28 protein-coding genes and 1 pseudogene are annotated in these 25272 nt (G+C 70.0%); 7 read left to right on the top strand and 22 right to left on the bottom strand.

The features are described from left to right. Positions 1-90 precede the first annotated feature (90 nt). The gene (locus MTF69_RS09845) at positions 91-375 is read right to left on the bottom strand and encodes a hypothetical protein (protein WP_243332613.1); all 285 of its coding nucleotides are present in this window, start codon (positions 373-375) and stop codon (positions 91-93) included. Positions 376-699: 324 nt separating this feature from the next. Here MTF69_RS09845 and MTF69_RS09840 point away from each other — a divergent pair, with 324 nt between their 5' ends. Further along, the gene (locus tag MTF69_RS09840) at positions 700-1455 is read left to right on the top strand and encodes a class I SAM-dependent methyltransferase (RefSeq protein WP_214934443.1); all 756 of its coding nucleotides are present in this window, start codon (positions 700-702) and stop codon (positions 1453-1455) included. Positions 1456-1811: 356 nt separating this feature from the next. Here the strand turns inward: MTF69_RS09840 and MTF69_RS09835 are convergent, their stop codons facing one another. Next, entirely contained in the window at positions 1812-2186 is a 375-nt protein-coding gene (locus tag MTF69_RS09835; RefSeq protein WP_243332609.1) for a hypothetical protein, read from the bottom strand. Positions 2187-2372: 186 nt separating this feature from the next. On the opposite strand from MTF69_RS09835, the gene MTF69_RS09830 reads away from it, so the two are divergent. The 3 genes from MTF69_RS09830 to MTF69_RS09820 are packed head-to-tail and all read left to right on the top strand — an operon-like array spanning position 2373 to position 3003. Continuing rightward, complete coding sequence (locus MTF69_RS09830; protein ID WP_243332608.1) at positions 2373-2582, top strand: hypothetical protein; 210 nt, start codon at positions 2373-2375, stop codon at positions 2580-2582. Positions 2583-2605: 23 nt separating this feature from the next. Beyond that, a complete protein-coding gene (locus MTF69_RS09825) occupies positions 2606-2878 on the top strand; it encodes a hypothetical protein (protein ID WP_243332606.1) in 273 nt (90 codons plus the stop codon). Beyond that, positions 2875-3003 (top strand): hypothetical protein, encoded by a 129-nt coding sequence (locus MTF69_RS09820; RefSeq protein ID WP_308401387.1) that lies wholly within the window; start codon positions 2875-2877, stop codon positions 3001-3003. Before MTF69_RS09825 ends, MTF69_RS09820 begins: the two co-directional genes overlap by 4 nt. On the opposite strand, the gene MTF69_RS09815 is transcribed toward MTF69_RS09820, so the two are convergent. Next, positions 2960-3154, bottom strand: coding sequence for a hypothetical protein (locus MTF69_RS09815; RefSeq protein ID WP_243332675.1), 195 nt, complete (start codon positions 3152-3154; stop codon positions 2960-2962). The two genes, MTF69_RS09820 and MTF69_RS09815, sit on opposite strands and share 44 nt — an antisense overlap. An 81-nt stretch (positions 3155-3235) precedes the next feature. Between MTF69_RS09815 and MTF69_RS09810 the strand changes: the two genes are divergently transcribed. Then, positions 3236-4378, top strand: a complete 1143-nt coding sequence (locus MTF69_RS09810) for an ROK family transcriptional regulator (RefSeq protein WP_243332605.1) — start codon at positions 3236-3238, stop codon at positions 4376-4378. A 44-nt stretch (positions 4379-4422) separates the two neighbouring features. Here the strand turns inward: MTF69_RS09810 and MTF69_RS09805 are convergent, their stop codons facing one another. Then, on the bottom strand, positions 4423-4770 hold the full coding sequence (locus MTF69_RS09805) for a hypothetical protein (RefSeq protein WP_308401385.1): 348 nt from the start codon (positions 4768-4770) through the stop codon (positions 4423-4425). A gap of 152 nt (positions 4771-4922) precedes the next feature. Here MTF69_RS09805 and MTF69_RS09800 point away from each other — a divergent pair. Beyond that, positions 4923-5096 (top strand): annotated as a pseudogene (locus MTF69_RS09800) (pirin family protein); the annotation flags it as partial. Between the two features lie 669 nt (positions 5097-5765). Here MTF69_RS09800 and MTF69_RS09795 read toward each other — a convergent pair. The 6 genes from MTF69_RS09795 to MTF69_RS09770 all read right to left on the bottom strand — a co-directional run bounded on the left by MTF69_RS09795 (position 5766) and on the right by MTF69_RS09770 (position 13252). Next, complete coding sequence (locus MTF69_RS09795) at positions 5766-6593, bottom strand: siderophore-interacting protein (protein ID WP_243332603.1); 828 nt, start codon at positions 6591-6593, stop codon at positions 5766-5768. A 143-nt stretch (positions 6594-6736) separates the two neighbouring features. Then, the gene (locus tag MTF69_RS09790; protein WP_243332601.1) at positions 6737-7822 is read right to left on the bottom strand and encodes an Ldh family oxidoreductase; all 1086 of its coding nucleotides are present in this window, start codon (positions 7820-7822) and stop codon (positions 6737-6739) included. 20 nt (positions 7823-7842) lie between these two features. Then, positions 7843-9552 carry a thiamine pyrophosphate-dependent enzyme gene (locus MTF69_RS09785; protein ID WP_243332600.1) on the bottom strand — a complete coding sequence of 570 codons (1710 nt, stop codon included), beginning with the start codon at positions 9550-9552 and terminating at the stop codon, positions 7843-7845. A 13-nt stretch (positions 9553-9565) separates the two neighbouring features. Further along, on the bottom strand, positions 9566-10426 hold the full coding sequence (locus MTF69_RS09780; RefSeq protein WP_243332598.1) for an amidohydrolase: 861 nt from the start codon (positions 10424-10426) through the stop codon (positions 9566-9568). A 131-nt stretch (positions 10427-10557) separates the two neighbouring features. Next, on the bottom strand, positions 10558-11769 hold the full coding sequence (lhgO, locus tag MTF69_RS09775) for an L-2-hydroxyglutarate oxidase (protein ID WP_243332596.1): 1212 nt from the start codon (positions 11767-11769) through the stop codon (positions 10558-10560). 31 nt (positions 11770-11800) lie between these two features. Beyond that, positions 11801-13252: an aldehyde dehydrogenase gene (locus MTF69_RS09770; protein ID WP_243332594.1), complete on the bottom strand. Its 1452-nt coding sequence runs from the start codon at positions 13250-13252 to the stop codon at positions 11801-11803. Between the two features lie 177 nt (positions 13253-13429). Here MTF69_RS09770 and MTF69_RS09765 point away from each other — a divergent pair, with 177 nt between their 5' ends. Continuing rightward, on the top strand, positions 13430-13720 hold the full coding sequence (locus tag MTF69_RS09765; protein ID WP_243332593.1) for a putative quinol monooxygenase: 291 nt from the start codon (positions 13430-13432) through the stop codon (positions 13718-13720). Positions 13721-13833: 113 nt separating this feature from the next. Here the strand turns inward: MTF69_RS09765 and MTF69_RS09760 are convergent, their stop codons facing one another. From MTF69_RS09760 to MTF69_RS09705, 12 genes are all read right to left on the bottom strand, one after another. Continuing rightward, on the bottom strand, positions 13834-14886 hold the full coding sequence (locus MTF69_RS09760; RefSeq protein ID WP_243332590.1) for a methionine synthase II (cobalamin-independent)-like protein: 1053 nt from the start codon (positions 14884-14886) through the stop codon (positions 13834-13836). 2 nt (positions 14887-14888) lie between these two features. Continuing rightward, entirely contained in the window at positions 14889-15356 is a 468-nt protein-coding gene (locus MTF69_RS09755; RefSeq protein ID WP_243332589.1) for a heme-binding protein, read from the bottom strand. Then, on the bottom strand, positions 15353-16138 hold the full coding sequence (locus MTF69_RS09750; protein WP_243332588.1) for an alpha/beta fold hydrolase: 786 nt from the start codon (positions 16136-16138) through the stop codon (positions 15353-15355). Before MTF69_RS09750 ends, MTF69_RS09755 begins: the two co-directional genes overlap by 4 nt. Positions 16139-16163: 25 nt before the next feature. Then, positions 16164-16535 (bottom strand): VOC family protein, encoded by a 372-nt coding sequence (locus tag MTF69_RS09745; protein ID WP_243332587.1) that lies wholly within the window; start codon positions 16533-16535, stop codon positions 16164-16166. Continuing rightward, the gene (locus tag MTF69_RS09740) at positions 16532-17320 is read right to left on the bottom strand and encodes a fumarylacetoacetate hydrolase family protein (RefSeq protein ID WP_243332586.1); all 789 of its coding nucleotides are present in this window, start codon (positions 17318-17320) and stop codon (positions 16532-16534) included. The genes MTF69_RS09745 and MTF69_RS09740 overlap by 4 nt, the downstream gene beginning before the upstream one ends. A gap of 6 nt (positions 17321-17326) precedes the next feature. Further along, positions 17327-18775: an NAD-dependent succinate-semialdehyde dehydrogenase gene (locus tag MTF69_RS09735; RefSeq protein WP_243332585.1), complete on the bottom strand. Its 1449-nt coding sequence runs from the start codon at positions 18773-18775 to the stop codon at positions 17327-17329. A gap of 34 nt (positions 18776-18809) precedes the next feature. Beyond that, on the bottom strand, positions 18810-19724 hold the full coding sequence (locus MTF69_RS09730; protein ID WP_243332583.1) for a VOC family protein: 915 nt from the start codon (positions 19722-19724) through the stop codon (positions 18810-18812). Positions 19725-19863: 139 nt separating this feature from the next. After that, positions 19864-20781, bottom strand: coding sequence for a LysR family transcriptional regulator (locus MTF69_RS09725; RefSeq protein WP_243332582.1), 918 nt, complete (start codon positions 20779-20781; stop codon positions 19864-19866). A gap of 179 nt (positions 20782-20960) precedes the next feature. Continuing rightward, positions 20961-21908, bottom strand: coding sequence for a sugar ABC transporter substrate-binding protein (locus MTF69_RS09720; RefSeq protein WP_243332579.1), 948 nt, complete (start codon positions 21906-21908; stop codon positions 20961-20963). A 117-nt stretch (positions 21909-22025) separates the two neighbouring features. Further along, positions 22026-23048 (bottom strand): ABC transporter permease, encoded by a 1023-nt coding sequence (locus MTF69_RS09715; protein WP_243332576.1) that lies wholly within the window; start codon positions 23046-23048, stop codon positions 22026-22028. Beyond that, positions 23045-24550: a sugar ABC transporter ATP-binding protein gene (locus MTF69_RS43355; protein WP_243332574.1), complete on the bottom strand. Its 1506-nt coding sequence runs from the start codon at positions 24548-24550 to the stop codon at positions 23045-23047. Before MTF69_RS43355 ends, MTF69_RS09715 begins: the two co-directional genes overlap by 4 nt. Then, positions 24547-25107: a carboxymuconolactone decarboxylase family protein gene (locus MTF69_RS09705; RefSeq protein WP_243332572.1), complete on the bottom strand. Its 561-nt coding sequence runs from the start codon at positions 25105-25107 to the stop codon at positions 24547-24549. Before MTF69_RS09705 ends, MTF69_RS43355 begins: the two co-directional genes overlap by 4 nt. Between the last annotated feature and the right edge of the window lie 165 nt (positions 25108-25272).

The following is a 25272-nucleotide window of genomic DNA, read 5'->3' as shown; positions in this document are numbered from 1 at the left end:
CACAACCACAAGACCGGCGGACCCGTCATCCGATCACTGACCGCCTACGACCACTGACCACGGAATCAATCATCTAGATGAGCGCGCCGCTCACGCGGCCGCTCCGGCGTCGGAAGAGGCGCCGCCGGTGAGCTTGGCCCGCTTGGCGGCGACGGCCTCGGGGTCGGTGGGGCCGTGAGTCTTGTCGAAGTCGGCGATCAGCTCGTCCAGGTTGTCGCGCTCGATCTGCCGCTGCGCGGCCCTCTCCAGGTAGGCGGACACGCCCCGCTTGCCGACCCGCTCACGGATCGCTTGCAGAGTACCGGCGGTCAGGGAGACGGAGATTCCACTGGTAGGGCCGTCGACAGGAGGGAAGTTGGTGTCGTCGTCAGCCATGACGCAAGTATGGCATTTCGAATGCCATACGACGAGATTCTCGGCGGCGCAGAGCCCCAGATGCCTTTCGGGTGTGCGTCAGAGGTCGCACGTAGCGCCCATAGCGCACGCACGCAATGCACATTGATCTTAAATCCGTTTTGCGCCCTACGCCCCGCTGACCTGCGGTTTTCTTTAACCTGTTTTTGGCTCTACATGTTTGCGATACGCACCACGTGGAGTGCGTGGCGATCCTGGAGCCGGTGAAGTAGGGGCGCGCCAGCCAACCGAACGGGCAGCCGCGAGGGCCTGGTTCCTCCGCCGCGGAGGCGATACGGTCGGCTGATGACCGATGCGGACGGCCACTTCTCGAAGCAGGTGGCAGAGCGGTACGACGATGCCCAGGGACCCCAGTTCCAGAAGGAGGTCATCGAGCAGACCGTGGATCTCCTCGCGGAACTCGCGGGGGACGGCAGGGCCCTGGAGCTGGGAATCGGGACGGGGCGCATCGCGCTGCCGCTGGCCCGGCGGGGCGTCCCGGTTCACGGCATCGACATGTCCAGGGCGATGGTGGACCGCATGCGCGCCAAGCCGGGCGGTGAGCGGATCGGCGTGTCGATCGGCGATTTCGCCGGGACGACGGTGGACACGACGGCCGATGGGCCCTTCTCCCTGGCCTACCTCGTCTTCAACACCATCATGAACCTGACGAGCCAGGAGGCCCAGGTCGCCTGCTTCCGCAACGCCGCCGAGCACCTGGCGCCCGGGGGCTGTTTCGTCGTCGAGGTGCTGGTCCCGGAGCTCCGCAAGATCCCGGCCGGGCAGAACATCGTCCCGTTCCGCACCGGTCCGCGCGAGTGGGCCTACACCGTCTACGACACCGTCACCCAGGACGCGACCTGCCACTACATCGAGATCGCGGAAGATGGCCACGGCGAAGCCAGGACGATCCCCTTCCGCTACGTCTGGCCCGCGGAGCTGGACCTGATGGCCCAGCTCGCCGGCCTGCGGCTGCGTGACCGCTGGGATGGCTGGACGCGCCTGCCCTTCACCGAGGACAGCGCCCAGCACGTCTCCGTCTGGGAGAAGCCGATCAGCTGACCCCGGGAGAAGGGGCCGGGTGCTCGTCGAGCGTCCTCAAGCGGCTGTTGCGTGAGGCCGACCGGCCCTGGAAGGGGTGGCCTCGGGTCGCGCTGCGGTCGGGGCCCACGGGCAGTGGCACCACTTCGGTGGCGCTCCGGCTCGCGGTCGAGGCGCGAGCGCTTTCCAGACGGCCAGTACTACGTCGACCTCCTCGGGCCCGAGCCCGTACGCCTCTGCCGACTCACGGCCTGCGGCGGCTGGCCGTCCGTCAGCGCGGCGATCGCCGCCGCTGCCGCCGGTATCGATGAGGAGGCCGCAGCTCGAGTGCTGGACGAGGCCGTGGATGTGGGGATGGAGACCCTTTCCGATCTGCGCTACCGGTTCCGGCCCGACATCCGGCGGCAGTTGGCCAGGCCGCCGCGTCCGAGTACGGCGCCCAGGCGTGTTCGGACGCCGTGGACCGCGTACTCGACACGCTCCTCGTCCGCGTCCTGCACACTTCCCGCGCGGCCCTGCCGGAGAGTTGGCGCACCGAGCTGCCGGAGGAGTTCCCTGCCGGGTACGCGGCCGTGCCGGACGGCATCGCCGTCCTGGCGGCGGAAGTGACCGATGTGGCCCGGGCAGTCGTCGTCGCCGAGGAGCGCGGTCGGATCAGCACGGCGTTGTGGCTGGCCCGTTGTCGTTCCGATCTTGAGGGGGGTGTGTCGAACGGGAGTCTCGATCGGGTGGTGGCAGCTGGTCGCGGGCATGAAGGCAGGGCCCCTTGGTAGCTCGGGGTTGCGAAGCCAACCGAGATCCAGGAGACCCTGTTGCCGCAGTTGTACGTGTTCGCGCCGGTGGAGTTCAACTCGCCTGCACCGACGTGTGCCTGTGTCGCTCACCGGTTCGGAAACGCGGCCGATCACCCGGAACGTGTTCGGCGGTATCCCTCGGACATGACGGACGCGGAGTGGGCCGTGGTCCGGCCGCTGCCCGGCTGGCGCGACCACGCCCTGATCAAGGAGTTCCACGACCGGCTGCGCGCAAGGATCCTCGAGAGGGAGGAGCGGGATGCGGAGCTGACGGCCGGCGTGATCGACTCGCAGTCCGTCAAAGCGATGCCGTCGTCGGCTCCGACAGCCGCGGCTTCGGCGGCGGCAAGCTGATCAACGGGCGCAAGCGGCACGTCGTGGTCGACAGCCTCGGCCTGCTGCTGTGGGTGATGGTCACCGCCGCGGACACCGGCGACTGCGCCGCCGCCCGGGCCCTGCTCGAGCGGGTGACCGACGCGCACCACCGCCTCGCCCTGGTCTGGGCCGACGCGGCCACACCGGCCCCCTCGTCGAGTACTGCCTGGCCCCGCTCGCCCTGGTCCTCGCGATCGTCCAACACAGCGACGACACGCGCGGCTTCGTGGTCCTGCCCAAGCGGTGGATCGTCGAGCGCCTCTTCGCCCACATGATGCGCACCCGCCGCCTGGCACGCGACTACGAACGCCGCACCACCAGCTCCGAGGCGATGGTCTGCTGGTCGATGACCCTGCTCATGACTTGCCGCCTCGCGCGGCCGCGGCCTTCGCGAGCATGAACCTGCCCGGCGCGGGTTCGTCCAGCCAGCCGCGCGCGACCAGGCGTTTTGCCTCCGACCGCAGTGCCTCCACCTTGGCCGGCACCGCGATGGACGGGCGGGCGCGGCGGAACTGCCGCGGGGGGAGGTCGTGTTCCCCGGTCGTCGTCATGGGTCGTAAATTATCAGGCAGCTCTCCTGATAGTTAGAGGGTGTTCGATCTTCCGTCCATCCGGCCGCCTAGGATGACCCCGTGACCCCAACGGTTCCCGCCCCCTCCCCGGCCTCGCCGAGCACCGCCCGGGCGATCAACGACCGGCTGGCGCTGCGGCTCCTCCAGGACCAGGGCCCCCTGACAGCCGCCCAGCTCAAGATGCTGACCGGCCTCTCGCGGCCGTCGGTCGCGGACCTGGTCGACCGGCTCGCGGCGGCCGGGATGATCAAGGTGGTGGGCGAGTCCGGCGTACAGCGGCGCGGACCCAACGCCCGCCTGTACGGCATCGTCGCCCGCCGCGCCTTCCTCGCCGCCCTCGACGTACGCACCGACAGCGCGACCGCGGTCGTCACCGACCTGATCGGCCAGCCCCTCACCCGGACCCCGCTTCCGGTGGACGCGCCCGAGGCGGCCGTGGCCGAACTGCGCCGGGCGGCCCGCGAGGTGGGCGCGGCCGAGCTGCACACCGTGGCGGTCGGCGCGCCCGGCCTGGTGTCCCCGGCGACCGGCGAACTGCGCGACACCAGCGGCCTGCCGGCCTGGCACCGGGAACTGGTGGCCGCGCTCCAGCGGGAGTTACCCGCACGGATCCTGGTCGAGAACGAGACCAACCTCGCCGCCGTCGCCGAGCAGCGCTGCGGCGTCGCCCGGAACCTCGACTCCTTCGTGCTGCTCTGGCTGGGCGCGGGCGTCAGCGCCACAGTGGTCCTGGACGGCCGACTGCGCCGGGGCGTGTCCGGTGGAGCGGGCGAGATCGGCTTCCTGCCCGTACCCGGCACCGCCGGTCTGCCCTCCGCCACCGACTGCGGCGGCGGCTTCCACGCCCTCGCCGGGCGCGAGGCGGTGGCGTCACTGGCGGCGGAGCATGGGTTCGCGGGGCCGGTGGAGGAAGCGGTGGCGGGCGCTGCTGGCGAAGCCTTCCTGGAGGCCCTGGCCGAACGGCTCGCCCTGGGCGCGGCAGCCGTGGCGGCGGTGCTCGACCTGGGCTGTGTGGTCCTGGGCGGCGAACTCGGCCTCGCGGGCGGCCCCGCCCTGGCCGCCCGCGTCGCCACCCGCCTGTCGGCCCTCACCCCGGTTCCCACGGAGGTCAGGGCCACCACCCTCGGAGGCGACGCGGTCCTGGAGGGCGCCCGCCTGTCGGCCCGCGACGCGGCCCGGGAGGCGCTGCTCGGCGGGAGGTGAGGGACCCCAAGACCCCCACCCCGATCCCCGGCCGGCGCCGCCCGTTACCCCCGTCTCCCGGCCGCGGCCAGGAACTCCTCGAACGTGCCCTTGCCCACGGCGTGGGACGGGGCCAGATTGCCGCCGCGCCTGAAGGCGGCGTAGGCCTTGCCCGCCAAGGGGACCGGGAGGACCGGGCGGCGGGAGCCGCGGTATGCGAGGTGGGTACGGACCAGGTCGGGGAGGGTGTGGGTCTCGGGGCCGCCCATGTCCGGGACGCGGATCGTCACGCCCAGGCCGGATGCCTCCAGCATCCGCTCGGCGGTGTACTTCACCTTGTAGTAGGGGGGGACCACGTCCACGCCGACGATCGAGATATAGATGGCGCTTACAGCGAGCGGTGCTGGGCTCACCGTTCGAGGTCCCATGAACGCTCGCTGCGAGGGGTGAGCCGCTGGGAAAACCTGGTCATGTTTCGGTGCCAACGTGCCGCTGAGGGAGGCGCTGATGCTGACTTTTGCTGACTTCCGGCGACTCGTAACGCTCTGACCTGCGGAAATGCTCTGAGATCCAATGGTTCTGGAACTGGGTCTCCAGGAGTCATGAAGAGGTCGTTCAGGCCCGCGAGGACTGGATGAACGGAACCCGATTCGGCGAGGTCAAAGGCTACGACGGACCCCCGATCCCGGCCCCCGAGATTCCCCCAACTCACCTGAAGCCGCGGGGGCGTGTGCGATGACTATGTGAGTGTTCGAGATATGGGTCCGGGGTTCGCCGAGAGGAGGCGAGGCCTGGACCTCTACGCGTTCTCAACGCCTTTGAACGAAGCCAGAAGCCGGTCGGCGCCTCCAGCACGATTCTCAGGTGTGGCGGTTCGTGACAGGGTGTGCCAGGACGAATGCTGACCCTGGTTCGCCTTTTGGTGACCTGGGTGGACCGACTCAGCTGTGTCTGAAACTCTGCGTGATCCGCAACCCGAGGCCGCTGTCCCGGTCCTGCAGCCGACCAGGCCCCGGTAGCGTCTGGGGGGTGAGGAGTCCTTCGATCCGGGTGCGGCAGGCGCCTGTCAGTCCGCGTCGGCTGGTTTGTGGGGATGAGACAAAGACAGGGCGGTCCGCTGGCCACGGCGGATCCGAACGATTTGGTCCGTCCTTGCGGTCAGCGGCTGCGGCAGGCCGAGCAGGCCATGGGGCTGCGCGGGCCGTAGCGGTGGATTGGCGTGGCGCACACCATGAGCCTTTTCCAACCTCAGGTTGAGGCGTGGTGAAGGACGAGAACGGTCTTCACGATGTCGGTGCGTGAACAGGCGGCCTGTCCCACCAAAGGGCCTTGATCCACATGGCCTTGGGCTCCCGCTTCCCGTGAACTGCCTCAGCCGAAAGTACGAGACGGCTCCGCTTCCGCCCGGCTACGCCTCTTGTTCCGTCTCGACCTGCGCGTGCCAGTCCCGTTTGATGGCGCTCCAAGCCTCGTCGCTCTGGCCTTGACGCCAGTACCCGGAGAGCGACAGGCGCTCGCGCGGGACCTGCCGCTCCTTGCGGAGGTGGCGGCGGAGCTGCTTGACGAAGCCGGCCTCTCCGTGGACGAAGACCTGAGGGGTGCCTTCGGGGAAGGCGAGCGAGGAGACCGCCTCCAGGAGCGGTGTGCCGATCGGGCGCTCGCCCCGGTGGAGCCAGACCGGGGCAACACCGTCGGCCGTCACGATCTTCTGTTCCTCCGCCGGGCCGGAGACCTCGATGAAGGCGTGCACGGTGGCCCCCTCGGGCATCCGCTCCATGGCCGTGGCGATGGCCGGCAGTGCGCTCTCGTCCCCGGCCAGCAGGTGCCAATCGGCCGCAGGATCGGGTGTGTAGGAACCACCCGGGCCGAGGAAGTACACCCGCTCGCCCGGCTGGACCCGGGCCGCCCACGGACCGGCGAGGCCTTCGTCGCCGTGGACGACGAAGTCCACCGACAGCTCCAGATGGTCCGGATCCCAGGCACGTACGGTGTAGACCCGGTTGCGCGGCCACTCCTCGCGCGGGAACGCCGATCGGATGTGTCCCATGTCCCAGGGCTCCGGGTAGGTGACCCCCTCGGCCGGGAAGAGGATCTTGATGTAGTGGTCGGTGAAGCGGTCGGCCGTGAACCCGGCCAGTTCCTCACCGCCCAGGACGATCCGCACCATGTGCGGAGTCAGCTGTTCGGTGCGCACGACGCGTGCGGTACCGGTCTTGCGCGCGGGCCGTTGGGCCACGACGCCTCCTCCATGTGCATGTTCGGGTGATCGAGGCCTGCGGGGCCCTGGGGAGCGGATGGCAGGGTGTCCGCCGCACCGGACGCATTCGGAACCTGACCGGGCCGGCCCTCCGCTCCCCGGTCATGGTGGGAAGCGGCAGCCTACTGCGCGAGGACTTCCGGAATCGTGACGTCCAGCTTCCGGGCGCGCTCCACCAGGTCCTGTCGCACCTTCGGCGTCACCGGGATCCCCTGCTCCGACCGGCTGAGGGCCAGGGCCGCGCTGCGTTCGCCGGGGTAGAAGACGCCCGCCGCCTCGTCGGCCTTCGGTAGTTCCTTGAGGGTGGAGAGTGTGGTGTCCACCGCTTCCCTGAAGCCTGCGGCGCCGCCGAAGGCCTCCGGGTCGAGGGCGATGAGCAGGGCGTTCTGGCGGTGCTTGCGGCCCTGGGGGTCGTCCGAGTGGAAGGCGGAGAAGATCGGCGCGCCGACGAGCACGCTGGTGAGCAGTTCGAAGGCGAGGGACATGCCGGAGCCCTTCGCGCCGCCCAGCGGCAGCGGCATGACCGCCAGCGCGGGGTCGGTGGTGGGGGTGCCGTCCTCGGTGGCGGCGGCGCCCTCGGGGAGCGGGGTGCCGCTCGCCTTGGCCTGGCGGATCTTGCCGAGGGCGATGGTTGCGGTGGCCATGTCGAGGAGCAGGGGTGCGTGGTCCTCGGCGGGTACGGCGATGGCGAGCGGGCTGGTGGCCACGGCGGCGCCCTTGACGCCGGCGTAGCCCATGTTGGGCATGCCGGCGACGAAGCCGATGCCGATCATGCCCTGCTCGGCGATCTTCGAGACGTAGTAGCCGATGGCCCCGGTGTGGACGGTCTCCCGGACGCCGACCGTGGCGATGCCCGTCGTACGGGCGCGGTCGACCGCCTCGGTGGCGGCGGCGGACAGGGCCACCGGGCCGGGTGCGCGGTCGGCGTCGAGGACGGCGGCGCCCGGGGTGGTCGATTCGAGGGTGATGCGGGCGTCGGCGTTGGCCACTCCCTTTTCCAGCAGGTCGAGGTAGGCGGGGACGCGGGCGATGCCGTGTGAGTCGACGCCGCGCAGGGCGGCCCAGACGAAGACGTCGGCGGTGGTACGGGCGTGCTCCGGGCTCAGGCCGCCCTTCTCCAGGAGGGCGGCGGAGAAGGTGCGGAGGTCCTCGGCGGGGACGAGTACCTTGCCCGGCTTGGGGTCGGGTGTGGCGGGGGTGTCGGGCATGGTGGTGGGTACCTCCTGGTTCAGCGGGTGACGAGGACGTCGACGACGGCGGTGGTGCCTTCCGCCATGGCCTTCAGGGCGCGCTCCAGCGCGGGGCCCAGCGCGTCCCGGGTGTCGACGGTCTCGGTGTGCATGCCGAACGGCTCGGCGAAGGCGGCGAGGCGGGGCAGCCGGTTCAGGTCGGTGCCGAGCCATTCGCCCGTCTCAGCCGCAGCGCCGTCGGGGTAGAAGCGGCGGTGGTTGAGGTTCATCGACTTGTAGACGCGGTTGTTGAAGACCACGATCAGCACTGGCAGGTCGTAGGCCTTGGAGGCGTCGTACGACGGGATGACCGGGTTGTAGGTGAAGGCGCCGTCCCCGATGGTGAGGACCACGGGCCGTTCCCTGGCGGCGAGTTTGACGCCGAGCGCGACGGCGATGCCCTGGCCGAGGCCGCCCTGCACGTAGAAGTACGAGTCGGGTGCGTCGGTTTGCAGATGGCGCTTGACGACGCGGCTGTGGGTGATGGTCTCGTCGACGACGATGGAGTCCTGGCCGTCCAGCAGGCGGCGCAGGGTGGCGGCCACCAGTACGGGGTCGATTCCGTCCCGCGTCGCGGCAGCCTCCTCGGCGTGCGTGATCGCGGCCTGCTCGGCGCCGTGCCGCTCCTCCTGCGCCGCGCGCCGTGCGGCGACGGCGGACGCGTCGAGATCCTTCGCCCGCTTGGCGAGCTGGCGCAGGGTGTTGGCGACACCGCCCTCCAAGTAGCGGTCTGCGAAGAGCGCCTGGTAGACCACGTGCGGGCGTTGTGGCACCTCATCGATGACGACGATCTGCGCTTTGGAGGGGCGGCGGCTCGGGGGGTAGAAGGGGGCGCGGCAGTTGACGAGGAGGATGAGGTCGGCCTCGTCCATCCACGGGCCGATGTCGCTGCCGGCGTGTAGCGGGTGGGTGCGCGGAAAGTTGCCGCAGACCGCCGAGTCGGGCTCCACCACCGGAATGTTCCACGCCTCGGCGAAGGCCACGAGAGCCTCGGATCCGCCCACTTCGCGGCCCGCGGTCTCGGTGACGATCACGGGGTTCACCGCCTCGCGGATCATCCGTGCGACGGCGTCGGCCTCTTCGGGTGAGCTGTGCGTGGAGCCTGGTTCCACGATGGGCTTGGCTTCGCGGCCGTCCCACTCCTCCAGGAGGATCTCCAGGGGGATGTTGAGGTACGCGGGTCCCGCGGGCGCCCGCCAGGCCAACTCCGCCGCGCGGGTGACCATGGTGGGCAGGGTGTGGACGCTGGCGGCCTCGTTGGACCACTTGGTGAAGGGCTGTGCGATCTGGTGCGGGCCGCCGACGATCGACAGGTTGCGGTACCACTGGCCGCCCGGGTCGTGCCCGGGGGCGTCGCCGTACGTGGTCGACTCCGAGGAGGCGACCACCATCGGCACGCCGGCCAGCAGCGCGCCGTGTACGGCCATCGAGCCTTGGAGCAGGCCGGGGGCCGCGTGCAGCAGGACGCCCTGCGGTCGGCGGGTGACCAGCCCGTAGCCGGTGGCCAGGCCCACGGCCACGGTCTCGTGGGTCAGGTCGAGGTACTGGGGGCAGGGGAGCCCGTCGCGGTGGCGGCGCGCCAGGGACTCCCATACGGGGGCCCACTCGGACCCCGAGGAGCAGAAGAGGTAGTCGGCGCCGGCGGCGTTGAAGGCAGAGACGAGGGCATCGCCGCCGTCGGCTCCCGGAGGCTTCGTGGTGTCCGTCATCTCGTGTGGTTCCTCAGCCCTCGATCGGCCAGTCGAGGACCTCGGCGATACCGCGGCCCATGATCCACTCCAGCTCCTCGGGGGTGAACTCCCAGTGCTTGGTGAACTGTTCGATGGTGTCGGTGTAGTTGATGCCGTGGCCCAGCAGGCGGGTGATGTCGGTTCCGTAGAAGCAGCGCTGCGGGCCCATCTGGTCGACCATCGAGCGGACGTACTGCTCGATGTTGCCGTTGGGGAAGGGCTGCGTGGAGTAGCCAGGGAGGGCCGAGAGCTTGACGTAGATGTTGGGGTACTTGTGGAGGTCGGCGGTCTCCTGGACCCAGTAGCCGATGGCGTCGTCGACGCAGCGGGCCATGATGCCCATGTGGTCGATGATGATCTTCAGTCCGGGGTGCCGCTCCGCGATCTCGCCGAGCTCCCGCTTCCAGACCGGGGCGTGGACCATGGTGGGGACGTTCAGCTGTTCGGCGAGCGGCCAGTACCAGTCGTTGGTGCCGTCGATCATCCAGTTGCGGTCCTGGGGCCGGTGGAAGGTGAGCCGGGTGCCCTTGACGTGCGGGTTCTGCGCGAAGTCGCGGAGCATGGCCGCGCCCTCGACGGGCTTGTTCTGCGGGATGCGGGCCATGATGCCGAAGCGGTCCGGGTGGGCCTCGCAGGCCTCGAGGGCGTAGTCGATGCGGTCGCCCTCCCATGACGGCGGGAGGATCAGTGCCCGGTTGACGCCGGCCTCGTCCATCAGCTCCAGGGCCTCCTCGTAGGAGAAGGGGTCCTCGCGGTGGCCGTTGAGGCGGATGCGCTCACGGGCGCCCGGGACCCAGGGGCGGTCCGGGGTCTCTTCCTTCCAGATGTGGATCTGGGTGTCGACGACGAACATGCCGGTACTTCCTTCTCTCGGAGGAGTGAATCGGTGGGGTGTGAGTCAGACGTTAGATGCGGGAAGGGCTCCTGCAGAGATCCCGGCGCGCAAGCTGTTGTTGCGTGAAAAGCCGCTGTACACAGAGGTATTCAGGTCGCCGAACCGTCATCGAAAACGATGTCGGCGATGTGTTCGGCGATCGCCATCGAGGACGTGGCGGCGGGTGAGGGAGCGTTGCGCACGGCGGTGACGGGGCCGACGGTGTGGATGCGGAAGTCGTCCACGAGGGAGCCGTCCCGGCCCATGGCCTGGGCGCGGACGCCGGCCCCGCCGCGCTGTACGTCGCGGGTGCCGATGCCGGGCACGTACAGCTGCGCGTCCTTCATGTAGGAGCGCGTGGACAGGGAGCCTCGGATCTCCTTGATGCCGGTTCGCCAGTGCTGCTTCGCCAGGTGCCAGGTGCCGGGGAAGGCCGCGATGCGGGCGAGTTCGCGCGGGTCGATGTCAGTGAGCCGGTACCCCTCGCGGGAGAAGGCCAGGACCGCGTTGGGGCCGACCTCCACCTCGCCGTTGACGCGGCGGGTGAAGTGCACTCCGAGGAAGGGATAGCGCGGGTCGGGGACGGGATAGATCAGGCCGCGCACCATGTGCGCCTTGTCCGGGCTGACCGTCATGTACTCCCCGCGGAACGGGATGATGCGCGGATCGTCCTGGTCGTGGGCGAGTGCGGCGACCTTGTCGCTGTGCAGCCCGGCGCACAGGACGAGGCGGTTCACGGTGAGGGTTTCCTCCCCGGAAGCGACTTCCACCCTTGGCCCGGGCAGTCGGGTCACCCGGGTGACCGGGAAGCCGAAGCGGACCTCCCCGCCGGATTCGATGACGTCCCGGGAGAGCTCCTCCGCGATGCGGGTGTAGTCCGTGATCGCGGTGTGCGGGGAGTGGATCGCCGCCCTGCCCGCGGCGTGCGGCTCGAAGTCACCGATCTCACCGGCCGGCACCATCCGTACGCCGGGCACCTGATTCCGGCGGGCGTTGGCGTACAGGGACTCCAGGCGGGGCAGCTCGGCTTCCGTGACCGCGACGACGAGCTTGCCGCACTCCTCGTACGGCAGTCCCCGGTCCTGGCAGTAGTCGCGGATCAGTGCCGCGCCCCGGGCGCACAGTCGGGCCTTCAGGCTGCCGGGCGTGTAGTAGATGCCCGCGTGCACGACGCCCGAGTTGTGTCCGGTCTGGTGGACGGCGACGCGGTGTTCCTTCTCCAGGACCACCACATGGCTACCGGGGCGGCGCAGGGCGATCTCGCGGGCGGTGGCGAGGCCCACGATGCCGGCGCCGACGACGCCGATCGTCTCGTCAGCCATCAGCGCCTCCTTTCCTCTGCTCGTACGGGCGTCACGCGCCGAAGTGGATCGCGACGGTCTTGACCCTGGTGTAGAAGCGCAGGGCCTCGGTGCCCTGCTCCTTGAACGCGGACCCGGAATCCCGGAAGCCGCCGAAGGGGTGGTGCACGTCCCAGCCGGGGGTGGTCAGGTTGACCGCGATCTGGCCGCACTCGGCCTCGTCCGCGAAGCGGTGGGCGGCGCGCAGGTCCGTGGTGAAGACGGCGGCGGCGAGGCCGAAGACGGAGTCGTTCACCGCTTCGACCGCCTCGTCGAACGTGTCGACGGCACGCAGCACGAGCACCGGGCCGAAGACCTCCTCGCGCCAGATGTCCATGGCAGGTGTGACGTCCGCGAGCACGGTGGGCTGTACGAAGCAGCCGTGCGCGCGAGGTCCCTCGTCGGCGCGGGCGCCGCCGGCGACCACGGTCGCGCCCTGCTTGACCGCGCCCTCGATGGCGGCGAGCACGCCGTCGCGCTGCCGGGGGCTGGACAGCGGTCCCATGGTCATTCCCTCGGCCAGGCCGGGGCCCGTGCGGAGCGCGGCGACCTCGGCGAGGAGCAGCCGAGTGAACTCCAGATAGGCGTCCCGCTGCACGATCACCCGGCTGGTGGCCGTGCACCGCTGGCCGGCCTGGCCGAAGGCGGCGGCGACGACGGTCCTGGCGGCCTTGGCCAGGTCCGCGTCGGCCAGGACGACGGAGGCGTTCTTGCCGCCCAGCTCGCCCTGGAAGCGGATGTTGCGGATGGCGAACCGCTCGCGCAGGTGCGCGCCCACGGCGTTGCCGCCGGTGAAGGTGACGGCTGCGATCCGTGCGTCACCGAGCAGCGCCTCGCTGATCAGGGAGGTCTGGCCGGTGACCACGTTCAGCACGCCGGCCGGCAGCCCAGCGTCGTGCAGTGCCCGGGCCAGGTGGAGCGCCGACACCGGGGTTTCGGTCGCCGGCTTGAGGACGGCGGAGTTGCCTGCGGCGAGCGCGGGAGCGAGCTTGCGGGCTGGGGTGATCAGAGGGTCGTTCCACGGTGTGATGGCCAGGACCACGCCGAGCGGCTCCTGCTGTGCGCTGGTCCGCGTGTCGGGGCGTACGTCGTGCAGGAGGGTGCCGTAGCCGCCCCGGCCCACGAGACCGGCGTAGTACTCCAGGAAGTCGGCGGCCTTGAGCGTCTCGCCGCGAGCCTCGGCGAACGTCTTGCCGTTCTCGGTGGCGATGTCGGCGGCGATCTCCGGGGCGCGCTCCCGCAGCAGCCGCGCCGCCTGGTGGAGTACGACGCCCCGCTCGACGGGGGTGGTCCGCTTCCAGAGGGCGAAGCCCTCCTGGGCGCGGTCGTAGGCGCGGGTCACGTCCTCGGGGCTCAGCGCCGGGACTCGGAAGGCGGGCGCGCGCAGGTCCGCGGGGTCCTGGACGTCGATCCACTCGCCGGAGGCCACCCACTCCCCGCCCACGAGGGTTTCCACGGTACGCATCAAGATCCTTCTTTCATCGGTGTCGCAGAACCAGTGGTCACGACACACCACGCGGGGGCGTGCGGGCAGGTCCAGGACGGCAGGCATTGGTTGCGCGTTCCGGGGGGCCGCAGCGTGGGAGATCCGTGCTGGAATCGGCGGACCGCCAACCCCACCTGCCCGAAAGGGAGTCACCCCATGACGTACGCCGTCATCGCCCACTACCGCTGCGAGAGCGCCGACGAGGCCACCGTGCGGGCCGCGCTGCTCAAGATGCGCGAACACACCCGCAACGAGCCGGGCAACCTCGCCTACGACGTGCACGCGGAGACGGACCGGCCGGGGGGCTTCGTGCTCTACGAGCGGTACGCCGACCGCGCCGGCTTCGACGCGCACACCGCGGCCGGCCACTTCGACGAGCTGATCGTGGGCACGGTCCGGCCGTTGCTCACCGAGCGGACAGTGATGTTCGCCGAGGTCCTCTACTAGCCGGGCCCTGTCGGCACGTGCCCGAAGGCCGGGAAGCGCACCCCTGGGGCGCTTCCCGGCCTTCGGGCTTGTCCTGCAACGCGGGAGCTGTCCAGGACCCCGCGTTCCAGGTGTCAGAACTCGTTGCCCCAGCAGTAGCGCGCCAGGGTCTCCACGAGTACGAGTTTGCGGCGCTGGTCCTCGGCGCCGAGCAGCGGCCGGGCGGCCGTGTCGGCGAAGCCGCGGGACGGGGAGAGGGCCATGTCCTCGATGTCCTTGATCTCGGCGGCGGCATCGATCCGGGCCATGACCGTGTCGATTTCCTCCAGCTCGGGCGTGGTCGCGTCAACGACGCCCAGGCACACGTCCCGGTCTTCGGGCAGCGCTCTGATCAGGTCGAGCTCTGCCCCGGTGCCCTGGTCGTACGGCAGGATCCAGCGGTCCACCGGGATCTCGCCGTACATCCGCTCGACCCTGGCCCGGTCCACCGCGGCCGGCGCCCGCCAGCCGGGGCAGAGGCCGATGCGTACGCCCTCGGGGCGCTGGTCGAGCCGTACCGCCAGGGTCTCCACCGCGAGGGCGTCCTCGAACGAGAGCGTCCCCGGAGCGCCGGGCTCGGCGCGGACGCCCGCGAGGAGCAGCGGGTTGTTGAGCTGGATGAGCTTCACGCCCCGGGCGACGAGCAGTTCGATCTCCGCGTGGACGATCTCCGCGAGCGCCTCGCCGAGGGCGCGGGCCGAGGAAGGCCCGCCCGAGGCGGCCAGGCCCGGATCGAAGCAGGTGGCGGCGAGATAGGCCGGGGACGGCAGGGAGACCTTGGGTGCGATCACGGTCAGGGAGGCGGCCGTGTCCGCCCAGTCCGAGAGCAGCGGACCGTCGGTCTTGGGCAGGGACTCGGCGACCCACCGGGACAGCCCGCCCACCCCTTCGCCCGTGCACTTGAGGCCCGTCAGGCCGTCGAGGACGGCGCTTCGGAAGTCGCTACGGGGGAAGTCCCCGTCGGTGACCACGGTGGAGCGCAGCTTGCGCTGGAGGGTCACCACATCCTCGACGGCCACGCGTTCGGCGCCGTGCAGTGCCTCGACGTCGACCTCCCCGTGTGCGTACTGCTCACGTGCCGCCAGCAGGGCCTCGGGGCGGACCAGGCTGCCGTGGTGGTCGATTCGGTAGTTGAAGGTGTCCGCCATGGCTACTCCTTGCCCTTCTGCGCACCCGGGACGCCCCAGGCGGGGAACTCCAGTTCGTACCCGAGGGCTTCGAGGACCTCGTCGGCGACCTGCTGGTCCTCGTCGGCGGTGCCGCCGGCCACGCCGAGGCCGCCGATGATCTCGCCGTCCTTCTTGATCGTGACGCTGCCTTCGGCGGCCATGATCGGCATGGCCGCGCCGGGCAACTGGGAGAGCTGGGAGAAGAACACCGGCTGGCTCTCCTGCCACTTCTTCAGCATCGTGCCGGGGCGCTGCATCACGGCCGCGGTGTACGCCTTGGCGCGGGCGATGTCCGGGGTGAGCGGGCGGGCGCCGTCGGAGCGGCGGACGCTGACCGGGAATCCGCCGGCGTCCACGACGGCGACGCTCACCGCCTTCCCGAGCGACCGGGCGCGCTGGAGGACGGCTCCGGTGATCTCCTCGGCGGCGTCGAGGGTGAGGCTGCTCATGCGATGTCCTTCGGTGCGGTGAGGGTGCGGCGCAGGCGGGCGACGGCCTCGTTGTAGGCCTGCGGGGTCTCCCAGTACATGGAGTGCGGGGCGCCGGGGACGATCTCCAGGTGGGAGCCGGGGAGCAGCTCGTGGGCGCGGGTCACGGTCTTCACGCTGAGGACCGCGTCCTTCTCGCCGGCGAGGAAGGCGACCTTCACCCCTGACTCCTGGATGTCCTGAAGGCTCGGGCCGTTGGTGTCGAGATTGCGCAGGTCCTGCATCCTCGCGACGTTGAAGGTGCCCATCTGCTGGAACAGGAAGGTGAGATCGGCCCGCTCCCGCTGGAACCCGGCCGTGAGCAGTCGGTCGATGACGGGCAGCTTGACGGCTTCGGCGCGGTCGGCAGCGGCCAGTTCGGTCAGTTCGGGGTGGCTGATGCCGCCGAGGGAGTGCCCGAGGACGACGCAGGAGACCCGGTCGGGGCGGTCCAGTGCGGCGCGCAGCGCGGCGACGGAGCCGATGGACTGGCCGACGAGCATGACATCGGTGAGGTCCTCGGCCTCGAGGACGGCGATCAGGTCCCCGGGGAAGTCCTGGCCGTCGAACTCGGGCATGGAGGAATCGGACTTGCCGAAGCCCCGCAGGTCGAAGGTGACGAGCGTGAACTCGTCGCGGAGCGCCGCGACCTGCTGCCACCAGATCGAGTGGTGGCCGCCGGAACCGTGCACGAAGAAGATCACGGGTCCACTGCCGTGCCGCTCGTAGTAGATGGAGGTGCCGTTGGAATCGGCGTAAGGCATGGGAACAACTCCTCGCAAGGAACGATTACCTGGGGCGGCGGCCGTGGAAGACCAGTTCGATCATCGTGTGGTCGGGGTCGTGGATGTAGCAGAACTTGGACTGGTTCTCGGGCCGTTCGATCGGACGGGTGTGCCGGATGCCCAGCTCCTTCAGATGCGCGAGGAACCCGTCCCAGTCGTCGACCTCCACGGCGAAGTGGTAGGGCGCCATCCGTTCCATTTCCTCGACCGGGGTGAAGTGCAGGTCGAAGTTGCCGCGGGTCATCAGCACGACCCGGGTGTTGGACTTGGGCGTGATCCGCTTCATCCCGAAGACTTGTCCGTACCAGGCGGCGGTCCGGTCGGAGTCGGTGGTGGGGAAGTTGACGTGGTGAATGTAGAGGGGGTCCTTGCTCATGGGTGATTCCCTTCGAGATGTACGGGGTTGGTGAGGACGCCGATGCCGCTGATCTCGACGTCCACGGTGTTCCCCGGCTCCAGCTGGCAGGTGGACTCGGCCCCCATCCACAGGACGTCGCCGGGGTGCAGGGTGAGGTATCTGGTCATCTCGACGACGTAGTCGTACGGGTCGAAGACCATCCCGCCGGTCGGGAAGGAGGCCCGCACCTCGCCATCCACCCGTAGCGTGGTGGTCTGGGCCATGGCGTCCACTTCGGTCTCGATCCACGGGCCCATCGGCTTGAAGGTGTCGGCGTTCTTGCTGCGCCAGAAGGTGCGGTCCTCGTGCTGCCAGGTGCGGGCGCTGACGTCGTTGCCGATCGTCCAGCCGAAGACCCCGGACCGGGCCTCCTCGTAGGAGGCCCGGTGCAGGGTGCGGCCGATGACGGCGACGAGTTCCGGCTCCGCCTCGAAGCGGCCGGCCACTTCCACCGGCTTCACGATCGGGGAAAGGTGGCCGGTGAGAGCGTTGTTGGCCCGGTAGCCGATCTCCGGGCGCTTCGGCAGTACCGCCTTGGTGTCTCCGAGCGCGCGGGCGTGCTCGATGTGGCGGGTGTAGTTCATGCCGACGGCGTAGAAGACGGGCGGGACCACCGGGGGCAGCCACACCGCCTCGGACCGGGCCACCGATCCGATGACGGTGGGGCAGCCCTCCAGGGGGGACCCGGAGAGCAGTTCCACGTGCTCTTCGCCCACCCGGCCCCAGACCGCGAATCCGCGGACCGACAGACGCGTGTATCGCATCGCGGTTCAGCCGACGAGCAGGTGGGAGACGCGCTTGGTCGCGAGATAGGCGTCCAGTCCCTCGGGGCCGCCCTCGCGCCCGTAACCGCTGTCCTTCATACCGCCGGACGGGGCCTCGTGGACGGAGCCGCCGCAGTGGTTGATCGAGAGGATGCCGGCCTGGAGCTCGCTCACCAGCCGTTCCGCGGTCGCGGCGGACTCGGTGAATCCGTACGCGGCCAGGCCGTAAGGCGTCGCGTTGGCGGCGGCGAGGGCCTCGTCCAGCTCGCAGAACGCGACGATCGGGGCGATCGGGCCGAAGGGCTCCTCCACCATCACGTGCGCGTCGGCAGGTACACCGGTCAGGACCGTCGGCCGGAAGAAGTAGCCGGGCCGGTCAAGCCGGTCGCCGCCGGTCACCACCGTGGCCCCGCGCGAGACGGCGTCGGCGGTGAGCCGCTCCATCGCGGCGAGGCGGCGTTCGTTGGTGAGCGGCCCCATGGTCGTCCCCTCCGTGAGCCCGTCACCGACCCGGACGGCCTCGGTCGCCTTGACGAACGCGGCGGTGAACTCGTCCACGAGGCTCTCGTGAACCAGGAAGCGGCTGGGCGAGGTGCACACCTGCCCGGCGTTGACGAACTTCGCGGCGGCCGCATGGCGCGCGGCGACAGTGGGATCGGCGTCCGCGCACACGATCACCGGGGCATGGCCGCCGAGTTCCATCAGCGAGGGCTTCATGTGCGCGCCCGCTTCCGCGGCGAGCAGTCTGCCGACGGGGACCGAGCCGGTGAAGGCGATGAGCCGGGTGTCCGGGTGGGCGATGAGGTGGGCGGAGACCTCGGCCGGTTCGCCGAAGACGAGGTTGAGGACGCCGGCCGGCAGGCCCGCGTCCTCGAAGCACTGCACGAGCGCGCACGCGGTGGCAGGGGTCTCCTCGGAGGCCTTGATGACCAGGGAGCAGCCGGCGGAGAGCGCCGAGGACATCTTCCGCATGGGCCCGCCGGCCGGGAAGTTCCACGGTACGAAGGCGGCGACGGGGCCGATGGGCGCGCGGCGCACGGAGAGGAGGGTGCCGGGCGCCGAGGGTATGACGCGGCCGTAGGCGCGGCGGGCGTCCTCCGCGTGCCAGCGCAGCGTGTCCGCGACCCGGCGGGCCTCCCCGGCCGCCTCGGCGAGCGGCTTGCCCTGCTCCAGGGTCATGACGCGGCCGATCTCCCCGGCGCGTTCGGCCACGAGGTCCGCGGCCGCGTGCAGGATCTCGGTGCGGCGGGCCACGGGGGTGGAGCGCCAGATCTCGAAGCCCTCGGCGGCGGCGGCAGCGGCACGGTCCAGATCGACGGTGGTGGCGAGCGGGACCTCGCCGATCACCTCCTCGGTGGCCGGGTTCACGATGGGGGCGGTCCATCCGGTACCGCCCTGGCACCACTCGCCCGCGATGTACATGCGGACGGCGGGATAGCCGTTGTCGGTGGTCATGCGTGGGCCCTCTCAGCGGATGGGGTGTGGTGGTTCAGGCGGCCGGCGACGCGTCGCGGTTGGTGCGCAGCGACCAGATGGTGTGCGGCGGCGCGGTCTCGTGGACGCGGGTCTCGTACGAGTCGTCGACGCGGTCCATGTCGCAGGCGTACTCGACGCGGCCTCCGCACGGGGCGTGGAGGAAGCGGAAGACGTTGGAGCCGATGGTGTGGCGGCCCAGTTTCCGGGCCTCGCGCCAGCCACTGTCGATCATGTGGTTGCCGCCTTCGACGACGTCGTCGAAGCCCGGGACCTCGTAGGCGATGTGGTTGATCCCCGCCCGGTCGGGCCGGTGGCACAGCAGGAAGGTGTGCTGGTCGTCGTCGCCGGGAGCCTGCATGAAGACGCCCATGGGCTTGATGACGTCGGTCGGGCGGAAGCCGAGGCGGTCGGTGTAGAAGGCGACGGCCTGCTCGCGCCCGTCCTTGGGGATGTTGAGGGCGATGTGGCACATGCGCAGCGGGCGGACCCGCCCCACCGAGTCCAGCGGGGAGTTCCAGCGGTCGACCGCGCCGGAGACGTTGGAGGGCCGGTGCCGGGCGGGCAGTGGCTTGGGCCGTGCGAGGGTGAGGCCCACCCCGAAACCGGTCTCGTCGACGGTGTGGTGCACGCCGTCCGCGGCCGCGCGGACGGTGCGGTCCCGTCCCGCTGCGGCCACCAGGCGGGCCAGCTCCGGCGCGGTGTCCACGCCCCACACCACCTCGCGCAGGGTGGGCCCCTGCTCGACCGGGGCGGGCAGGGTCGAGGAGGGACGGGTGTCGAGGTGCACGGTCTGTCTGGCGAGGGTCTCGAAGACCGCGTGTTCGTCGGTCCTCTCCACGAGGAGGAGGCCGAAGTCCTCGAAGAACCGCACAGACTCTTCGAGGTCCTCGACGCCGTAGGTGACCGACTCGACCCTCTGGATACCCATGGATTCCTCACTTCGCTGATATCGCGGAACTCGGTCCCGTCACCGTTTCCCGGCGAGCGTAGATGTGCCTGCGGTCCGCCTCAACGGATCCGGCGTGCGGGGTTCGCAATCGTTGATTGCACCCTGCGCGGCCTGCGGGTCATGCGCTGCCGGAAATCCTCGGAATGGGATTCTTCGAGAACCATTCGGTGAGGAATTCGAGGAATGCGCTGACTTTCCTGGGTGTGGACGGCCCGGGGCCGTAGATCGCGTAGAGCGGACGGTCTGGAACGCCCCGCTCCGGCAGGAGGACCTTGAGGGCGCCGGAGATCAGATCGTCGTACGCCGGCCGCTGCGGTAGGAGTCCGATGCCTCGGCCGTGCACCGCGGCTTTCTGCAGCGCGATGTAGGAGTTGGAGGAGAACGCCACGTTGCGGATCTTGTGCAGGGTGGAGGCGTGCCCGTGGCCGATGCGCCAGACGGGGTCGTTGACGTGGACGAGGCAGTCGTGCGCGGCGACGCCGTTGGGCTCGTCCAGCGGGCCGTTGCGGTCCAGGTAGGAGGGTGCGGCGCACAGGACGAACGGCAGCGATGCGATTTTCTTCAGCCGCACACCGGAATCACGCAGGTCCCTGGTGTGGAAAGCGATGTCGAAACCGCCGTCCAGGAAATCGTACGTCCGGTCCGACATTCCACCGAGTTCGAATTTGACCTGGATCTTCGGATGCGTCACGGAAAATGCGGCGATGGCGTCGCCCAGGTCCAAGCCGCCGATCCATTTCGGGCAGTTGATGCTGAGCGTCCCTTCGGCGCGGTCGTGGAGCTGGGCGATGGATACGTCCTCCTGCTCGATCTCCCCGAGGATGCGCGCGCAGAATTCCGCGTATCTCTGGCCTTGTTCGGTCAGACTCACCGAGCGGGCCGTGCGGTGGACGAGCCGGACGCCCACCTGGCGCTCCAGTTCGGCGACGTGCCGTGACACGAGGGAGCCGGAAGAGCCCAGCTTCTTGGCGGCGCCGTTGAAACTTCCGCTCTGGGCGACGGTGATGAAGCTGTGCATGACGAGCAGGCGGTCCATGGTTCCTCCGACTACCCGGGACCGTAGGTCCCGGGCCGGTTGTCGTGCTGATGGAGCGGGGTGGTGCTGACGGGGCCGCCGAGGCCGGGCAGGAGCGGCGGGTGTTGGAGGGGGACGGTAGGGGCGCTTCCTGTGCGCTGGCCCAGAACCCGGCCGAGGCCCGCTGCCCGCCCGCGGGGCTACTTGGGGCAGTACGCCGGAGCGTCGTCCGCATTGGCCTTGGTCACGGCGACGAGCCGGGTGCGCGCGATCTTGTCGATGCCCTTGTAGCCGTCGAGGAGCCGGACGGTGTTCTCCAGCGCGGTGGCCCCGGTGACCGCCGCCGAGTTGGAGATCGTGGCGAGGAAGGTGCCGTTCTTGACGGCCTCGACGCCGCGCTCGGTGCCGTTGTTGGTCACGATCTTGACGTCCGCCTTCGCGGCCTTGAAGGCGTTAACCGCGCCGAAGGCCATCTCCTCATTGGCGATGAAGACATAGTCCAAGTCGGGGTGGGCCTGGATCATGTTCTCGGCCACTTCCTGTGCTTTGGCCGGGGAGAACATGCCGGGCTGGTTCGCCACCACCGTCGCGTTCGCCGGGAGGTTGTCCTTGAAGCCGCCCACCAGCACGTCGGAGGCGGCTCCGGGGGCGCCGGCGATGATGCCGATCTTGACGTTCTTGCCCTGGGCGTCGTGGCCGACCTGCTGGGCGTCCATCTTGCCGACCTCAGCGAGCGGTACGACCGAGGCGCCGAGCACGTCCTTCATGTCCCCGGGGAGGACCGAGGTGAGGAAGATCGGGACGTTGGCGGCCTTGGCCTTGGCTATGTCCGCGGACAGGGCGTCCACGTTGACGGTCTGGACGATGACCGCGTCGATACCGCGGGCGATCATGTCCTCGATGTTGGACAGCTCTTTGCCGGCGTCCTGGGTGGAGTTGGCCGTGTAGAGCTCGACCTCCAGCTCCTTGGCCTTCAGCTCGATCGACTTCTGCAGACAGGTGTGGAACTCGGTGTTGCTGCCGTTGACGAAGCCGATGGTGTACTTGCCGTCGCCGCCCTGGCCGGCGTCTTCGGCGCAGCCGGTGAGCAGCAGTCCCGTGCCGATGGCGGTGGCGAGGAGGGCCTGGCGGCGGTGGGTGACTCTCATTTTGCGGTGCCTTCCGTAGGGCGTGCGGATGTACCGGGTGCGGCTGCGCACCACGGGCCGGGGCGTGTGCAATGAGGGGTTACGGGTGTGGGGTTCGCGGGGGTGCGCCGCCCTGCGTCAGTGGGCGTGGCGCGACTTCTGGAACTGGTTGGCGACGGCCGCGATCACCAGCACCGTGCCGACCGAGACGGGCTGGTAGAAGGAGGAGATCTGCAGCAGGTTCAGCGCGTTGGCGACCACGCCTAGCAGCAGCACCCCGAGCACGGTGCCTGCCACCGTGCCGTGTCCGCCCGCCAGTGCGGTGCCGCCGATGACGACCGCGGCCACCGCGCCGAGCTGGAGCATGAGGCCTCCGCCCGGGCTGGGGCTGCTGGAGACCAGGCGGGACAGCAGCATGATTCCGGCGAGGCCGGAGAGCGCGCCCGCGGCCGCGTACAGCACCAGCTTGTTGCGGTTGACGCCGATGCCGCTGAGGCGGGCGACGTGCTCGTTGCCGCCGATGGCGAAGAGGTCGCGGCCGAAGGTCGTGTACTTCATGATCAGAGCGGTGATCGCGAGGACGACGACCGCCAGGAGGGTCAGGTTGGGCAGTCCGAGGGTGTGGCCGGCGCCCAAACCGGACAGCGCGTCGCCGCTCGACACCGTCTTGCCGTCGAGGACGACCAGGCAGACGCCGTCCAGGATGGTGGCGGTGGCCAGAGTCACCACGAAGGGCGCCACGTTCGTGTAGGTGACGATGAGCCCGTTGACCAGGCCTATCACGGTGGCCAGGGCGATGGAGGTGAGGATCGTGACCGTGACGGAGGTGCCCGAGTGGATCAGCTGCGCGGCGAAGGCCGCAATCACGTAGACGTTGCTGCCCATGGAGAAGTCCATGCCGCCGGCCGTCATCACCAGGGTGAGGGCGGCCGCGATGACGGCCGCGATGCTCACCTGGCGGACCACGTTGAGGACGTTGTCGCCGGTGAAGAACGCGCCGCTCTGTGTTCCCACGACGATAGCCACCAGGGCGAGTACACCCAGCAGGCCGAAGTGCGGGATCTGCTGCGCCCTGGCCAGCAGGCCGCCCTTCCCACTGTTGCCCGTCGGTTGCCGGGAGCCGACGGGATTCCGGGCCCGGGGTGCGGTTTTGAGGCTCATGGGTGGGTACCTCCGAGGGCGGTCGAGACGAGCTCGTCGCGAGTGGTGCGGGCGATGTCCTGTTCGGCCACGACGTGGCCCGAGCGCACGACCACCGCGCGGTCGGCCAGGCGCATGATCTCCTCGGCGGAGGAGGAGGCGAGCAGGACCGCCACGCCCCGGCCCGCCAGGTCGTCGATGATCGTGTGGATGTCGGCCATGGCCGCCACGTCGACCCCGTTGGTGGGGTCTTCGAGGAAGACCGCCGTGGGCGAGGTCTCCAGCCATTTGGCGAGGAGGACCTTCTGCTGGTTGCCGCCCGACAGCGTGCTGACGGGCGGATTGCGCGAGAGCGTGACCACGCCGTAGGCATCGCGGTGGGGTGCGGCGCGGAGGGCCAGTTCGGGTTCGCGGTGCAGCCGACGCCGGGCGAAGCGGTCGCCGGCGAGCATGAGGTTCTCGTTCACGGACAGGCCGGGGATGAGGCCGAGGTTGCGGCGGTCTCCGCTCACGCACCGCAGTCCGCTGTCCAGGGAATGGCGTACCCGTCCCAGGGGCACCCTCCGGCCGCCCACGTGCAGGGTCCCGCCGTCCGGCCGGAGCCTGCCGGAGAGCAGGTCGAAGAGGAAGGACTGGGCGTCGCCGGCTGCTCCCAGGACGCCGACCACCTCGCCCTTCTGTACCTCTACGCCGAAGTCGCGGATGAAGCGACCCCGGCTCAGGCCGCTGACCCGTAGCCCGATCTCCTCCCTGGGCGCGGACCGTTCGGGGCGCCGGGAGACCACGTCACGGCCCACCATGTGGCGGACCAGGCCGGGACCGTCGAGTTCGAGGGCGGGCGCGGTGTGCACGACCCGTCCGTCCCGCATCACGGTGACGCGGTCGGCGACGTCCAGCACCTCGTCGATGTAGTGCGAGATGTAGACGATCGCGATGCCCTCGTCCCGGAGCCTGCGGATCAGCGTCTTGACCTGCTGCGCGGCTTCCGCGCCCAGGCAGGCCGTGGGCTCGTCGAGGATGAGCACCCGACCGCCGCGGCGGACCTCGCGGGCGATCTCCACCATGGTCTGCTCGGCCACGGTCAGCTCCCCGGCCGGCTGCTCCACGTCGAGGACGATGTCCAGGGCCTCGAGTGCCTCACGGGCCTGCGCCTTCACCGTCCGCCAGTTCACCCGGCCGCGGCGGACCGGGAGGTCGCCCAGCAGGATGTTCTCGGCGACGGTGAGCCCCATGACGAGCTCGCGGCGCTGGGGGACCATGGATACGCCGAGCCGACGAGCCTGGCGCATCGTCAAGGCCGCGTGGGTCCGGCCGTCGATCTCGACGCCGCCCCGGTCGGGCTGGTGCACCCCGGCGAGCACCTGCACCAGGGTGGATTTCCCCGCCCCGTTCATCCCCATCAGCGCGTGTATCTCGCCGGGGTTCAGATCGAGATCCACCTCTTTGAGCGCGGCCGCCCCACCGAAGCTCTTGGTGACACCGCGGACGCGGACGACAGCGGCGGGCGCCGGCGGGGACGTCACGAGTGTCCCCCGTTGCCGCCGGGAATGACCCGCCCGTAGCCGCGGACGTCCGGGAACGGGGGCTCCTTGTCCTGCAGATCCACTTGGAAGGTGTTCAGGCACATGCCGAGCATGGTGAAGTTGCCGAGCGCACCAATCGTGTCGACCAGACCCTTGGAACCGAAGTGCGCGTGGGCGCGGGCGAAGGTCTCGTCGGAGACAAAGTGCTCTTCGAGGATCTCTCGGCAGAACTGGTAGAAGGACTGATCCTTCTCCTCTTCGAAGACCGCCTCGCGCTTCTCGGCGATCGCCTTGACCGCAGCCTCCGGAATACCTGCCTCGATCGCCTGGTGCACGTGCGCGTTCCAGGAGTACTGCGCGTCCCAATTCCGTGCGGCCATCAGGAGGGTGAGTTCGCGCAGGTGCTTGGGGAGGCTGCAGTCGAAGCGGGCGAAGGCGCCGAGGGATTCGGCGCGCTCGCACATCTCCGGGCTGTGCAGCCAGACCCGGAACGGGCCTCGGACGGCGCCGCGCCGCCCCGCGATGCGGGCCGCCAACTCCTGCTGCCGCGGGTCCATTTCCTCATGCTGGAGAACGGGGAGCCTCATCTGGCCGATACCTGCCTTTTCTTTCCAACGTGTTTCCGTCACGGAACAGGACGCCGTGCGATGAGTGGTGACCGTACAGCTGGGCTCGGGGATGCCCATCCCCCCGGACGCGCAACGTAAAGCTGCGCATCGTGG

The organism is Streptomyces sp. AP-93 (genome assembly GCF_022808175.1).
GTDB lineage: Bacteria > Actinomycetota > Actinomycetes > Streptomycetales > Streptomycetaceae > Streptomyces.
This window is presented reverse-complemented; position numbering and strand designations above follow the sequence as displayed.